This window comes from Sporosarcina pasteurii, from assembly GCF_041295575.1.
GTDB lineage: Bacteria > Bacillota > Bacilli > Bacillales_A > Planococcaceae > Sporosarcina > Sporosarcina pasteurii.
In genome coordinates this window covers 2,278,285-2,291,189 of sequence record NZ_CP160452.1, presented here as the reverse complement: position 1 = coordinate 2,291,189, position 12,905 = coordinate 2,278,285, and the positions used below count along the sequence as shown (strand labels likewise).

General features: G+C 37.9%; 17 protein-coding genes and 1 tRNA gene. 13 read left to right on the top strand and 5 right to left on the bottom strand.

From position 1 onward, the window contains the following. Nucleotides 1–8: 8 nt before the first annotated feature. Nucleotides 9–1,382 (top strand): magnesium transporter, encoded by a 1,374-nt coding sequence (gene mgtE, locus AB1H92_RS10845; RefSeq protein WP_370474984.1) that lies wholly within the window; start codon nucleotides 9–11, stop codon nucleotides 1,380–1,382. A 66-nt stretch (nucleotides 1,383–1,448) separates the two neighbouring features. Further along, nucleotides 1,449–1,832: a hypothetical protein gene (locus AB1H92_RS10840; protein ID WP_115360282.1), complete on the top strand. Its 384-nt coding sequence runs from the start codon at nucleotides 1,449–1,451 to the stop codon at nucleotides 1,830–1,832. A 128-nt stretch (nucleotides 1,833–1,960) separates the two neighbouring features. Here AB1H92_RS10840 and AB1H92_RS10835 read toward each other — a convergent pair whose 3' ends face one another. Next, on the bottom strand, nucleotides 1,961–2,479 hold the full coding sequence (locus tag AB1H92_RS10835; RefSeq protein WP_115360283.1) for a CotY/CotZ family spore coat protein: 519 nt from the start codon (nucleotides 2,477–2,479) through the stop codon (nucleotides 1,961–1,963). A gap of 73 nt (nucleotides 2,480–2,552) precedes the next feature. Between AB1H92_RS10835 and AB1H92_RS10830 the strand changes: the two genes are divergently transcribed. The 7 genes from AB1H92_RS10830 to AB1H92_RS10800 all read left to right on the top strand — a co-directional run bounded on the left by AB1H92_RS10830 (nucleotide 2,553) and on the right by AB1H92_RS10800 (nucleotide 5,733). Then, the gene (locus AB1H92_RS10830) at nucleotides 2,553–3,005 is read left to right on the top strand and encodes a hypothetical protein (protein ID WP_115360284.1); all 453 of its coding nucleotides are present in this window, start codon (nucleotides 2,553–2,555) and stop codon (nucleotides 3,003–3,005) included. Next, the gene (spoVAC, locus tag AB1H92_RS10825; RefSeq protein WP_115360285.1) at nucleotides 3,005–3,460 is read left to right on the top strand and encodes a stage V sporulation protein AC; all 456 of its coding nucleotides are present in this window, start codon (nucleotides 3,005–3,007) and stop codon (nucleotides 3,458–3,460) included. Before AB1H92_RS10830 ends, spoVAC begins: the two co-directional genes overlap by 1 nt. After that, nucleotides 3,454–4,455: a stage V sporulation protein AD gene (locus tag AB1H92_RS10820; protein ID WP_115360286.1), complete on the top strand. Its 1,002-nt coding sequence runs from the start codon at nucleotides 3,454–3,456 to the stop codon at nucleotides 4,453–4,455. The genes spoVAC and AB1H92_RS10820 overlap by 7 nt, the downstream gene beginning before the upstream one ends. Nucleotides 4,456–4,467: 12 nt before the next feature. Beyond that, entirely contained in the window at nucleotides 4,468–4,827 is a 360-nt protein-coding gene (spoVAE, locus tag AB1H92_RS10815; RefSeq protein WP_115360287.1) for a stage V sporulation protein AE, read from the top strand. A 104-nt stretch (nucleotides 4,828–4,931) separates the two neighbouring features. Further along, complete coding sequence (locus tag AB1H92_RS10810) at nucleotides 4,932–5,099, top strand: YjcZ family sporulation protein (protein WP_115360288.1); 168 nt, start codon at nucleotides 4,932–4,934, stop codon at nucleotides 5,097–5,099. A gap of 15 nt (nucleotides 5,100–5,114) precedes the next feature. Continuing rightward, nucleotides 5,115–5,366: a stage VI sporulation protein F gene (locus tag AB1H92_RS10805; protein WP_115360289.1), complete on the top strand. Its 252-nt coding sequence runs from the start codon at nucleotides 5,115–5,117 to the stop codon at nucleotides 5,364–5,366. Nucleotides 5,367–5,451: 85 nt separating this feature from the next. Then, nucleotides 5,452–5,733 carry a hypothetical protein gene (locus AB1H92_RS10800; RefSeq protein ID WP_115360290.1) on the top strand — a complete coding sequence of 94 codons (282 nt, stop codon included), beginning with the start codon at nucleotides 5,452–5,454 and terminating at the stop codon, nucleotides 5,731–5,733. A 140-nt stretch (nucleotides 5,734–5,873) separates the two neighbouring features. Here AB1H92_RS10800 and AB1H92_RS10795 read toward each other — a convergent pair whose 3' ends face one another. The 3 genes from AB1H92_RS10795 to AB1H92_RS10785 form a co-directional block, all read right to left on the bottom strand. After that, nucleotides 5,874–6,308 carry a GNAT family N-acetyltransferase gene (locus AB1H92_RS10795; RefSeq protein ID WP_115360291.1) on the bottom strand — a complete coding sequence of 145 codons (435 nt, stop codon included), beginning with the start codon at nucleotides 6,306–6,308 and terminating at the stop codon, nucleotides 5,874–5,876. Between the two features lie 3 nt (nucleotides 6,309–6,311). Further along, complete coding sequence (locus tag AB1H92_RS10790) at nucleotides 6,312–6,827, bottom strand: YjcG family protein (RefSeq protein WP_115360292.1); 516 nt, start codon at nucleotides 6,825–6,827, stop codon at nucleotides 6,312–6,314. Between the two features lie 79 nt (nucleotides 6,828–6,906). Continuing rightward, a complete protein-coding gene (locus AB1H92_RS10785) occupies nucleotides 6,907–7,629 on the bottom strand; it encodes an esterase family protein (protein ID WP_115360293.1) in 723 nt (240 codons plus the stop codon). A gap of 104 nt (nucleotides 7,630–7,733) precedes the next feature. Here AB1H92_RS10785 and AB1H92_RS10780 point away from each other — a divergent pair, with 104 nt between their 5' ends. The 4 genes from AB1H92_RS10780 to AB1H92_RS10765 all read left to right on the top strand — a co-directional run bounded on the left by AB1H92_RS10780 (nucleotide 7,734) and on the right by AB1H92_RS10765 (nucleotide 12,088). Further along, on the top strand, nucleotides 7,734–8,264 hold the full coding sequence (locus AB1H92_RS10780) for a phosphatidylglycerophosphatase A (protein ID WP_115360294.1): 531 nt from the start codon (nucleotides 7,734–7,736) through the stop codon (nucleotides 8,262–8,264). 166 nt (nucleotides 8,265–8,430) lie between these two features. Then, nucleotides 8,431–9,411 (top strand): TAXI family TRAP transporter solute-binding subunit, encoded by a 981-nt coding sequence (locus AB1H92_RS10775; protein WP_115360295.1) that lies wholly within the window; start codon nucleotides 8,431–8,433, stop codon nucleotides 9,409–9,411. A gap of 132 nt (nucleotides 9,412–9,543) precedes the next feature. Next, nucleotides 9,544–10,056 (top strand): DUF1850 domain-containing protein, encoded by a 513-nt coding sequence (locus AB1H92_RS10770; RefSeq protein WP_115360296.1) that lies wholly within the window; start codon nucleotides 9,544–9,546, stop codon nucleotides 10,054–10,056. Next, nucleotides 10,049–12,088 carry a TRAP transporter permease gene (locus AB1H92_RS10765; RefSeq protein ID WP_115360297.1) on the top strand — a complete coding sequence of 680 codons (2,040 nt, stop codon included), beginning with the start codon at nucleotides 10,049–10,051 and terminating at the stop codon, nucleotides 12,086–12,088. Before AB1H92_RS10770 ends, AB1H92_RS10765 begins: the two co-directional genes overlap by 8 nt. A 215-nt stretch (nucleotides 12,089–12,303) precedes the next feature. On the opposite strand, the gene AB1H92_RS10760 is transcribed toward AB1H92_RS10765, so the two are convergent. Beyond that, nucleotides 12,304–12,376 (bottom strand) — tRNA-Val (locus AB1H92_RS10760). Nucleotides 12,377–12,905 lie beyond the last annotated feature (529 nt).

Here is a 12,905-nt window from a genome sequence, read left to right as displayed (position 1 = left end):
GTGCAGATTTGATAGAAAGAAATCCAATGAATGAAGAGATTATTTACGATGAAGAAAGTTTAATCGAGTCATTAGAACAAGACGATATTATACACTTTAGGGAATTATTTTTACAACTTCATCCATATGATAGAGCAACACTTTATAAAAAGGTAGAACCAGAACTAAGGAAAAAAATGTATTTTTATTTATCGCCGAAAGAGCTAGCGGAAATTTTCGAGCTAAGTGAAATTGATGATAATGATTATAAAATATTTCTGGAAGAAATGGACGCTACGTATGCTGCAGAAATGTTTGCGAATATGTTCGTGGATAATGCTGTAGACGTCTTAAATGAACTTGATAAGTCACAAGTCGTCAGTTATCTAACATTAATGGATAAAGAATCAGCAACTGAAATTAAAGCTCTTTTACATTATGAAGAGTTTACAGCTGGATCGATTATGACGACCGAATATGTTGTCATTCCACAAGATTCTACGGTACGTTCAGCAATGACGATACTAAGAAATGCTGCACCTGAAGCAGAGACAATTTATTATGTCTTTGTTGTGGATGACGATGAACGCTTAACAGGCGTTGTATCTTTACGTGATTTAATAATCGCGCATGAAGATACGTTTATCCATTCTATTATGAATGAGCGCGTCGTGAGTGTCCTTGTAAGCGAAGATCAGGAAGAGGTAGCGCGCACAATTAAAGACTATAATTTCTTAGCAGTCCCTGTCGTTGATTTTCAACAACATATGCTTGGTATCATTACAGTCGATGACATTATCGACGTATTAGATGAAGAAGCATCAGATGACTACTCTAAACTTGCTGCGGTAGCAGATATGACTACATTTGATAAAAATTCATTTTCAGCAGCTAAAAAACGTTTACCGTGGCTGTTAATTTTACTTGTGCTTGGCATGTTAACAGCAAATTTAATTGGCGCCTTTGAAGAGACAATTGCACAGGTTGCTTTGCTAGCTGCCTTTATTCCTTTAATCGCGGGTACAGCTGGAAATAGTGGTACCCAAGCGCTTGCGGTTGCGGTGCGAGGGATTGCGACACGTGATATTGAAGACGAAAGTAAGTTTAAATTATTATTAAGAGAAGCAGGAACAGGACTATTAACAGGGCTAATTTGTGCGATTTTTGTCGTTGGATTAATTTACGTATGGAAACAAGAGTTTCTTCTCGGTTTGCTCGTTGGTGCTGCAATTCTTGTCTCGATATTTGTCGCTACAATATCAGGATCATTTATACCTTTATTTATGCATAAAATGAAAGTTGATCCGGCGGTGGCTTCGGGGCCATTTATTACGACTTTAAATGATTTAATTAGTACGTTAATCTATTTAGGGTTGGCAACTGCCTTTATTAGTAATTTGTAAAGGGTAATTGTTTTCCGAACAGGTTGATTAAATAAGGCATATACTGTGGAAAAAGGAAGTGCTTATTTGTCAAGACGACCTATACCGCTTATGTTTATTGCTGGACCACCGATTAGATTGAGAGTTCCGATTGTAGATGATGAAAGCACATCGGTATTTGTTAAAGAGGAATCATCTTCTAATAGCAAAGAACTAGCCATCGAAGTGCCTAAAATAAATCCAACTATTCAACGTAAACTAAATAAAGTACAAACGCCATTTGGACGTCGTGTCTATCAGCCTTTAACGTTTAAGTTAAACGAAGGGGAAGAAGTTTTTGGTATAATAGATAAGATTGAGGAGAATGTCGTCATGATTCATGTGAATGGTGACGAGGATACAATCATGGCTGTTGCGTCTCATGATATTGTTGATATAATTTGGCGAGGAAAATCATTACCCGAAAAATAAAAAATATATTGTTTAAAGCCACAACTCAATGTTGTGGTTTTTTCATTATGATAGATTTAATTACATCATAAAAAGCTCTTAGAGTTACCTCTAAGAGCTTAGGCATTGCAGGAAGTGTTGCATGGTCATTAGCAAATATCGAGGAATACGTCATCGATACATTGTACGCCACAGAAACAGCTTAGGTCGACTGTAATACAGCTTTCAGTGCTTCTAAAGCGACGAGTAGCGCATATTTTTTTCAAATCAATTGTTGTATGCGTGCAATCGACTAAATCAACTTCTTCACCGCTCCGCTTTCTTGGCTCTAATACTCTTAATGTAGCGCAGCAGTTATCAAAAACCTCCTCAACACGGAAAAATACAGAGAAGCAATCCGTATCATGACGGTCTCTATCACGGTAAAATGCTTTAAAAGGATCCCCGTTTTTAGTTAAGAGCATAAATACACGTGTATCAAATTGATTTCTGCGTCCTGGGCTCACGATACCGCCAAGAGGCTCCATAAAGCAGCTAGTTGAGCAAGTAGCACAATCGTCGTCTGTTCCAATGTCTTGAATTTCTTTAATTGCACGAACTACTTCACAAACACATCCTTTTGAATGGTGTTTGTGTTTGTGATCATGTTCACATTTACCACATCCCATTAACTCCACCTCCTTCTTCATTTCTCTATACTTTATGTCATTTGACAAAACCCGTTAGGGCGGATTCATTAGTTTGAATAAAAATTCTTCTATTACGGTATACTTTTATAAAAAGGAGGAGAAATCTATCCGAAATGTCGCTCTGTTTTTCATAATTATACTGACTTTATTGGGGTGTAATCGTCTTGAAAATGGCGTTCATATTTACAACAATTCAACTGCAACTAGCGAACAAGCAGAAGAGATTTTTTCTCGGGATGACCGTTTAGTAAGTTCAAACGCAATTTTTAATGATAATAAAATAATTTCTGGTGTTACGGTTAAAACTTTTTCCAGATTTCGTAAAGAAAAAATAGAGAAAGATTTAAAGAAGAAATTAAAAGAAGCTTATCCTGAGTTTGAGATTGTTGTGTCTGCAGATAATAAAATTGTGCATATGACGTCCAAACTAATCCAAGATAAGGATGATAAGAATTTAGGGAAAGAATTGAAGGCGATAGTTTCTCTGTTAAAGGAGGAGACGTAATGGATGAGAAAAAATACGCAAAGTTAGAACAAGAAATTTCTCCAAAAATACCTATCCTTCGAAATGTGCTGACGGCTTTTCTTACAGGTGGAACAATTTGTTTAATTGGACAAGTGATATCTATTTTTTATATGACTTATTTTGATTTTACAGAACGAACTTCGAGCAATCCAACTGTGGCCACAATGATATTTATTGCGATGTTACTAACAGGATTTGGACAGTATAAAAAAATTGGTCAGTTTGGTGGAGCGGGAGCGGCAGTTCCGATTACTGGATTTGGAAATGCGGTTGTTTCTTCTGCAATCGAGCATAAAAGCGAAGGATATGTGCTAGGGGTTGGCGGTAATATGTTTAAACTAGCAGGTTCTGTTATTTTATTTGGCGTCGCATCTGCTTTTATTGTGGCACTCATTAAAACAATTCTTGTGAAACTAGGTGTTGTATCATGGTAGTAAAAGGAATTTTAACATTCAATTCTAAGCCATCGATTGCGGCAACAGGTGTAACGGTAGGGCCACTTGAACGAGAAAGTCCATTCAGTGATTTATTTGATAAAGTATATGACGACGAACGAAGCAATCTCGTGACGAATGAACAGGGACATGCAAAAATGATTGAAGATGCATGTATGATTGCATTGAGTAAAGTTGATAAAGTCCCAAGTGATGCAGACTTTCTATTAATAGGTGACCTCGTAAACCAAATGACGCCTTCAAACTTTTGTGCAAGTTCCTTACAAATACCCTATATGGGATTATTTTCAGCCTGTGCCACTTCAGTTTCTTCATTGCTAATGGCTGCTTTATTAACAGATACCAATTTATCGACTTATTCGATTGCAGGAGCTGCAAGTCAACACAATTCTATTGAACGACAATTTCGGTACCCAGTTGAGTATGGCGCGCAAAAGCCAAAGACTGCTCAATGGACTGCCACAGCAGCTGGAGTAGCTACAATTACAAAACACCAGGCAGGGCTACCTTCTATTACAAGAGGGACGATGGGAAGAGTTATTGACTTAGGGGTAACAGACCCACTTAATATGGGGGCAGCAATGGCGCCTGCGGCTATCGATACTTTGCAACGACATTTGAAGGGCCATCAGATGAAAGAAGATGATTATGATTTGATCATGACAGGAGATCTTGGTTTAACAGGATTTGAGATTTATAAGGCATTAGCCGAAAGACAAGAAATTAACGTTTCGGATAACTTTAGAGATGCAGGTGCTGAATTTTACGGTGGTAATTCAAATTTTCAGTCTGGCGCAAGTGGTGCGGGATGTTCTTCTGCGGTTTATTTTACGGAGGTCTTTTCAAAAATGATGGCTGGTACGTATAAGAAAGTACTATTAATCGCTACAGGGGCATTATTATCGCCATTATCTTACCAACAAGGTGAAAGTATTCCATGCATCGCGCATGCCGTTGAATTAACGATGAAATGAGTGAACGATAATATGTCAATGTTCATTACAGCTTTTGTTGTCGGGGGACTAATTTGTGTAATTGGCCAACTATTATTTGATGTAGCAAAACTAACGCCAGCGCATACACTTTGTATACTCGTTGTGAGTGGTTCAATTCTAGATGGATTTGGTTGGTATGAGCCGCTTATTGACTTTGCTGGTGCAGGAGCTACAATCCCTATTACTTCATTTGGAAATGCATTAACGCATGGGGCAATGGCTGAAGCTGAAAAACATGGTCTTGTCGGAGTTTTAACTGGGATGTTTGAAGTAACGAGTTCTGGAATTAGTGCAGCCATATTGTTTGGTTTTATAGCCGCATTATTATTTAAATCTAAAGGTAAAAATTAAACTAGTGATAGAGATTTTTAAAAACAACATGAATAATCTGTGCAATTGCCCCGGTTTCCTCTTTCTCTCTGCATACGATATGTAGAAGGGAAGGAGGGATTTTCATGTTTGGATATAATCCTTGCGCGGGTGGATACGGAGTAGGCGGTCATGGTCACGGTAATGGCTATGGCTGCGGACGCGAACGAAAAGGATATTACGGCGGTTCAACTTTCGTTCTAATTGTTGTTCTCTTCATCCTGCTTATTATTGTCGGCTGTAGCTTTGTATAAGAAAGGGGACTACGTATGAATGATTCATTTTTCAAGAAAATAGAGTCGAAAACCGGCGTTCCAATGGAGGAAGTTTTTGCGTTAGCAAACGCTATCCAATTTGCTGATTTCAAAAACGAAAAGCAAGTGAGAAAGATCATTCGTAATGTAGGGAAACTTGCAAAAAAGAATATAACTCCACAAATGGAAGACGAACTCGTTCGTTCCATTGTGAACGACGGTAAAGCCTTTAATTTTGCCGATATTGAAAATATGCTTAAAAGATAAGTTAGTAATAGTAGTTTGATTCATGGTTGAATGGGGTATATTACACTTGAGAGTATAATAGATTCTTAGTGAAGGAGGTGGGCTGATGGGCTATATATTGCCAGTCAATTCGTTTCAGACACAACAATTTGCGAATCGGATAATGGCGTATAATAAAATTGCTGAAGTTCCTCGTTTGCATAAAATAAATCTGAATGCTGATTTTTCACAGCAAGCGTATCAAGGGAAAATGCAACAAAAGCTTTCATTGGCTTCACCAAACTCGCAATTTACAAATCAAGGATATATTTACCCGAATCCAGCTAACTTATCGCCTACTATTGCTCATTTAGTCGGCAAAGGTATCGCAATAAACGCTTATGTTTAAGAATAAAAGAAGTATATAGCTTAACTATATACTTCTTTTATAGATGGATTTATCTTTATTTCCTTATAATAATGAGGTTTATTGAGAATGAAAATAGCTGATACACATCTGCTTTAACGCAAAGATGTTTCAGCTATTTTTTAATTTGTAATGTTTTTTTCCATTGAACGATGTGGAATATCCGCATCCATGAATTCAGGTGAAGTGATGGTATATCCAAGGTTCTCATAAAATGGGATTGCATACGATTGTGCATTTAAAACAATTTTCTCGTAGCCTTGCTGCGCCCCGTGATTTTCAAGCGCTTGCATGATCAGTTTCCCAAGATGCAGTCCTCTATATTCGGGAAGGACACATACTCGCTCGACTTTTCCAGTCCGTGCATTTGTTTCGCGGATTCTTCCTGCACCGATTGGTGAATCTCCTTTATAGACGACAAAATGGCTTGAAGTATCATCGTATTCATCTAATTCAAGGCTTAGCGGGACCCCTTGTTCTTTAACGAACACTTTTCTTCTTACAAAAAACGCATCTTCCAATTCATGTTGTGACGAGACGATTGTGACGTTAAACAAAGTTTACTGCTTTCCTTCTAGACGGAATGTCTCGTATACTGTCCAAGAACCGTCTTCAAGTTGATAGAGTAGATGTAATCGATCAATCATTTCGGAATGATTCACACCAATCATTTTTAATTGACCAATAATATCGTCATGTTCACCTGAAGAAAGTTTTTGTGCGATTGTAATATGAGGAACGAATGCATACTCTGGTTCATCACCGAAGAAATCATAGTTTAACTCGTGATGCAAGTTTACAAGTTTTTCGTTAGGTTCAGCTTTAAAATAAATTGCATTTGTAATTGGTGCAAATGTACTAACTTTTGTGACATTTAATTCAAATGGACTGTGTTTATCAGTCACTTTTTTAATTGCTTTTGCAACTTCTTCAATTTCTTTATCATCTGCATCAAAAACACCTTTAATTGTCATATGAGGTGTAATGAGTGCATAATGTGGGTCATATCGCTTACGATATCCATTCGCTAAATCTTGAAGTTCTTTTGAAGGAAACGCTACAATACCGTATTTCATATTCAAAAACCTCCTTATCAGATTGTACAGCTTATCTTAATTATAACAGAAATAAATATTTTCTGTCATTAATCCGTGATTAATAGCCAAAAGTCATAGCAATTGCACGTCTGACGTCAGGTTGCCAATACTTCCACGTATGGTCTCCTTCGAATTCTTCATAGAAATACGGAAAACCTTTCTTTTCAATTAGTTGATTTAATGAACGATTTGGTGTTAAAAAATCTTGAATACCATCAACCTGTGTTTTCACTTCAGTTTCTTCCTTACCGATTACATGGTAAATTGAAATAGCAGCCGGGTCTTGCACAGCATTTACTTGATCGAGAACTACATCATCTACGTAAGGCGAATGGAGTATCACTTTCCCAAAAATATTTGGATATTTTGCAGCGGTAAGAAGTGAAATCGTTGCTGCGAGTGAATCGCCCATCAGAACCCGACCGGCCCCAATTTGATAGGTAGGGTAATGTTCATCTATATAAGGGACGAGCTCATGGGCAAGAAAACGTGTGTATGCTTCTCTTTTATCTCCATCTGGGTGATACATGCGTCTACGTTCAGGAACACTTTTATAAGGTAAGCCAATAAAAATAACATCTTCAATTTCGCCTTCGTCAATTAATTCATCAATGACTCGTCCAACACGTCCATATTGAATATAATCTTTACCGTCTGAGCCGATGAGCACTGCATATTTATAAAGTGGCGTATAGTTATAAGGTAAGTGGATAAGAATTTGCATATCTTCACCAAGTGCCTCACTAGAGAGAATAACTTCTTCAATTCGACCTTGCTTCATGGGTAGTTGCCTCCTTGTATCTATATGTATGGAATTGTAACATATCCGTAAGTGTACGTATAATAGTAATAACACCTATAGAAATACAGAAGGGGATGTTTATAATGGTAAGCAGTAGAAAGAAAGTACATTCAAAGATTGTTGAAAAAGCAACAGTAGACGCGTTAAAACGAAGAGGCGTTCTATTAGATGATATTGCTGAAATTGTATATGAAATGCAATTACCATATAATGAAAAGCTTACGATGGAACATTGCATAGAGTCCATAGAGAGTGTGTTGAAAAAGCGAGAATTACAACATGCGATTCTTGTCGGAATTGAACTCGATGAGCTTGCAGAGCAAAGAAAATTATCCGAACCGTTACAACAAATTGTTGAATCGGATGAAGGGTTGTTCGGTGTCGATGAAACCATTGCACTCGGTGCTGTTTTTACGTATGGCTCCATTGCTGTTACAACTTTTGGCCATTTAGATAAAAATAAAATTGGCATCATTAATGAACTAGATACGAAAAAAGGTAGAGGTGTCCATACCTTCCTAGATGATTTGGTCGCAAGTATCGCCGCATCGGCTGCTTCAAGAATTGCGCATCGTACCCGTGATGATGAAGAGGCGCAGGAATCCCAACATTAAATTTAATTAACATTTTTAACGACAAAAATTCCTTTCTTAATTTTATTTAAGATAGGAGTTTTTTTGTATGTTATTATATTTTGAATATTGACATGTGTAGGCGCTTTCATGGTAATATAGTAAATGTACACTATTAAGTTTTTTTATGAAAAGGGAGGAATGGATGATGAAAAAGGGGAAACTCCGTTTATTGGCAGTCATTTCAATGATTGCGATGCTTGTACTGGCTGCTTGTAACTCAGATAGTACTAGTGATGGAGGAACAAAAGAAAAAGATAACTATGATAATTTAAGTATTTTAACAGGTGGTGCGCAAGGAACATACTATCCACTTGGCGGATCGTTTGCTGATTTTATTTCAAAAGAGACTGGTATTAAAACAGACGCAGAAGTTTCACAAGCTTCCGCAGCAAATATGATTGATTTAAAAGAGGGCGCTGCAGAAATCGCATTTGTTCAAACGGACATCGCTTATTATGCGGCAAACGGTGAATTAATGTTTGAGGATGAAGTAATTGATGAAGTATCTGCAATTGGTTCACTTTATCCAGAAACAGTTCAACTTGTTACTCTTGAAAAAAGTGGGATTAAATCTTTTGAAGATCTGAAAGGTAAAAAGGTTTCAGTCGGTGCGATTGGTTCAGGAACAGAAGCGAATGCTAAACAATTACTTGAAATTCATGGACTTACAATGGATGATATTGATGCGCAAAACCTAGACTTTGGAGAGTCCCAGGAAAGTATTCAATCAGGACAAATCGATGCGGCATTCGTTACAGCTGGTACGCCAACAGGTGCGGTTGAAGGATTGAATGCAGTTGCTAAAGTATTTATCGTGCCAATTGAGGATGCTAAAGCAGATGAGCTGATTGAGAAATACCCTTACTATGCAAAGGAAGTCATTCCTTCAGGTACTTATGGTTCAACTGAAGATACAAATGCAGTATCAGTAGGTGCGATGCTCGTTGTTAAAAATGAACTACCAGAAGACTTAGTGTATGAAATTACGAAAGCAGTCTACGATAATGCATCGACATTAACGCATGATAAAGGTCAATATATTAAAGCTGAAACGGGATTAGATGGCGTCGGTATTGACGTTCACCCGGGTGCGCAAAAATATTTTGATGAAGTGAACGGAAAGTAAATTACATTGAAAAGTGGAGCGGCGAGGCGCAATGCTTCTGCCGCTCTATTTCTATCCTATCTTAATTACAAGTAGAAGCTAAATTCAATTTAACTTAGGTTGCATGGATTGGCTTTTGGAGAGGATCAGCGAATGAGGTATTATAAGCAAAGTTTATTCCTTTTCTTCTTGGGACTATTATGTTTAGTATTCTTTTTTCTGCCTGTGAAAGATACATTGTTATTTACTGGGACAAAAGGAAAGAAAGTTTATTACGTTACCATCAATGAACAAAAAAAATTTGAAATTAGATATGTTCATTCGATTCATTTAACAGATGTCATTGAATATTACGAAATAACGCCTAAACAAAAAATTCGAATGTTATCCATGTCATACAAGAACCTTTCTATAGGGTTGCCAGGAGATGCAGCTGAGGGTGAAACTTTAGAGTTAAGGGATGGCGTTTATACGCTTACATATAATGATAGAGTAATTGACTCATTTAGGATTCATATCGGAAGAGTAGATGCAGATTTAGCGCTTCGTTATGCTAATCATGAGTTAGATTTAAAGAAACACTTAGAAAAAGGAAAATCCTATGAATTTAAAGTGAAGAAATTAACTTATTACCAATTAACGAAAGGAGAGAAATTAAATGGCTAAAGATAAAAGTCAGCAAGAGGAAATGAAAGTTGATGCTCAAGAACTAGAGACATTATCGGAAGAAAAACAAGATGAAATCCTTCGTAAATATGATCCTGAATCGAATACAAGAAATCTCGGATCAATTTTTAGGATAGTGGTTTTTGTCGGCCTTCTGGCATTTTCGTTATTTCAGTTGTACACGGCCATTTTTGGGCAATACACAGCATATATTCAACGTTCCATTCACTTAGGATTTGCCTTATCTTTAATATTCATTTTATTTCCAGCAAGGAAAAAACTGGGCAAAGCAAAGCGAGGAAAAGTTCCTTTCTACGATTTGATACTAGCGTTACTATCAGTTGCGGTCGGGCTTTATTGGCCGCTCAATATTGAGAAGATTACGATGCAAGTTGGTCGATTAACAGAAATGGATATGATCATCGGGATTATTGCAATTCTTCTAACATTAGAAGCAGCACGCCGAGCAGTAGGAATCCCGATTACGATTATTTCAAGTCTGTTTTTAGTGTATGCATTCTTTGGTTCCTATTTCCCAGGGTTTTTAAACCACCGAGGGCAAGATGTTAAAAGTATCGTTCGAACGATGTTTTTTACGACAGATGGTATTTTAGGTACACCGATCAGTGTATCTGCAACGTTTATTTTTGTTTTCCTATTATTTGGAGCATTTCTAGTGAAAACCGGAGTTGGAAACTACTTTAATGAACTCGCGGTTGTATTAGCAGGACGCTTAGTTGGAGGACCAGCAAAGGTGGCAATTTTCTCCAGTGCTTTACAAGGAACAATTTCAGGAAGTTCAGTTGCAAACGTTGTTGGATCGGGTTCCTATACAATTCCAATGATGAAAAAGCTTGGATATCGTAAAGAGTTTGCGGGTGGTGTTGAATCTGCTGCTTCGACGGGTGGCCAACTAATGCCGCCAATTATGGGGGCTGCAGCTTTCCTAATGGTTGAATTTATTGGTGGAATAACGTATTGGGAAATTGCAAAAGCAGCAGCTATTCCAGCAGCATTGTATTTTGCCGGTATATGGATTATGACGCATTTTGAAGCGAAACGCGTTGGTTTAAAAGGGATGAGAGAGGATCAAATTCCAAATCGCAAAAAAGTGTTAAAGAAAATCTATTTATTGTTACCAATTTTAGGGATTATCTTCTTCTTACTAATCGGCATTCCTACAATGCAAGCTGCACTTTACGGAATCTTATTAACGATTCTTGTTAGTGCCATTAGCAAGGAAACCCGAATTGGCTTTAAGGATATGATTGAGGCACTTGTTGAAGGTGCACGGACAGCATTGGCGGTTGCCGCGGCAACTGCATGTGCAGGTATTATAGTAGGGGTCGTATTAAAAACGGGGCTTGGATTAGGGCTTGCAAATGGCTTGATCTCCGCAGCGGGTGGTAGTGTGTTCCTAACGCTTGTCTTTACCATGTTTGCTTCACTTGTACTAGGAATGGGGTCGCCAACAACAGCAAACTATGTCATTACATCAACGATAGCTGCGCCAGCAATTATCACACTCTTGATGATTGGTTCTGAACCGGGCGCTGCGATCCCGTTAGTAGTTGCGTTATCTGCTCATTTATTCGTTTTCTTTTTCGGCATTGTTGCAGATATTACACCGCCAGTTGCGCTTGCAGCATTTGCAGCATCTGGAATTTCAGGTGGGGACCCTATTAAAACAGGGGTTACTTCAGCTAAACTTGCGATTGGGGCCTTTATCATTCCATATATGTTCGTCTATAATCCTGCGCTGTTAATGATAGATGCATCGTTACCAGAGATTTTGTGGGTGGTCTTAACGGCACTAGTCGGAATGCTTGCAATTGGCGCAGGTATGATCGGGTATTGGTATCGTAAATGTAATTGGTTTGAACGTATAATAGCAGTTGGTACAGGATTATTACTAATCTTTCCTGAAACAATTACAGATATTGTTGGACTCGTCGTATTTTTGGGGATGTTTGCGATCCAATATAAATCTCGAGATAGAGACGAAGATGATAAGAATGTGGCAGTTGCGTAAATCGTACACGTAGAGGTTTACTATCAAAATCTTTCGTTTGATAAATCGTAAAGAGAAAAAAGCGTGGTCCAGTAGAATGTGGATCATGCTTTTTCATGTTTATCTAATTTCGCAAGTATAAATATATTTTCGTTGAATTTACCTTAAGACACAAAAACACCATCCTTTGTAGGATGGTGTTTTATCAAACCTTATATCATAAGAGTTTGTTAGTATGGTCTCGGAGGGGCTCGAACCCCCGACTTCCACCTTGTCGAGGTGGCGCTCTCCCAACTGAGCTACGAAACCGTTTTTATGATGTGTCTCATGTACTGGACAATTACTATTATACCTAACGTAGAAATTAAGTCAACCCTTTTTAAGAAAAAATTTAAAGGTTTTTTCTGTTATATATTTTTTGCTTGGAGCGTTGTTATTGGATATTGAGTTAAAGAAGGCATTAATAAGTAAGTTTTATGTAAGTTAATGTGTTTATATAACAGGAATCTCTGTTGATTGGAGTGCAGAGCGGCGACTCCTGCGAGATTAAGCGAAGCGTTATGAACATGAATATCTATCGCCTGCCTTAATTTCTGCAAAAACCGCAGAAATACGGCAAATCGCAATCTACGTTTTGCGATTGGCTCACCGCACGCCTCGCGGAAATAATGAAAGCTGAAGGAGGCGCTTAGATGCGACAAGCATAAGACGAATTAACGGAGTGGCGTTTTTTGCCGCGCAGTTAATGTGGCTTATGACTCGAGCATCTGCCTCCTGAAGCTGGAAAAGCGTCCGCTCGGAACGGAAATCAACATGGTTTATTTGGTATTTTAAAAAA

Bases quoted from the DNA above. Each gene is read 5' to 3' on its own strand.
- AB1H92_RS10765 (WP_115360297.1), top strand. From the start codon at position 10,049: ATGGCTAAAGATAAAAGTCAGCAAGAGGAAATGAAAGTTGATGCTCAA.
- spoVAC (WP_115360285.1), top strand. From the start codon at position 3,005: ATGGATGAGAAAAAATACGCAAAGTTAGAACAAGAAATTTCTCCAAAA.
- AB1H92_RS10790 (WP_115360292.1), bottom strand. From the start codon at position 6,827: ATGAAATACGGTATTGTAGCGTTTCCTTCAAAAGAACTTCAAGATTTA.
- AB1H92_RS10805 (WP_115360289.1), top strand. From the start codon at position 5,115: ATGAATGATTCATTTTTCAAGAAAATAGAGTCGAAAACCGGCGTTCCA.
- AB1H92_RS10820 (WP_115360286.1), top strand. From the start codon at position 3,454: ATGGTAGTAAAAGGAATTTTAACATTCAATTCTAAGCCATCGATTGCG.
- AB1H92_RS10785 (WP_115360293.1), bottom strand. From the start codon at position 7,629: ATGAAGCAAGGTCGAATTGAAGAAGTTATTCTCTCTAGTGAGGCACTT.
- AB1H92_RS10835 (WP_115360283.1), bottom strand. From the start codon at position 2,479: ATGGGATGTGGTAAATGTGAACATGATCACAAACACAAACACCATTCA.
- AB1H92_RS10775 (WP_115360295.1), top strand. From the start codon at position 8,431: ATGAAAAAGGGGAAACTCCGTTTATTGGCAGTCATTTCAATGATTGCG.
- AB1H92_RS10770 (WP_115360296.1), top strand. From the start codon at position 9,544: ATGAGGTATTATAAGCAAAGTTTATTCCTTTTCTTCTTGGGACTATTA.
- AB1H92_RS10780 (WP_115360294.1), top strand. From the start codon at position 7,734: ATGGTAAGCAGTAGAAAGAAAGTACATTCAAAGATTGTTGAAAAAGCA.
- spoVAE (WP_115360287.1), top strand. From the start codon at position 4,468: ATGTCAATGTTCATTACAGCTTTTGTTGTCGGGGGACTAATTTGTGTA.
- AB1H92_RS10800 (WP_115360290.1), top strand. From the start codon at position 5,452: ATGGGCTATATATTGCCAGTCAATTCGTTTCAGACACAACAATTTGCG.
- AB1H92_RS10810 (WP_115360288.1), top strand. From the start codon at position 4,932: ATGTTTGGATATAATCCTTGCGCGGGTGGATACGGAGTAGGCGGTCAT.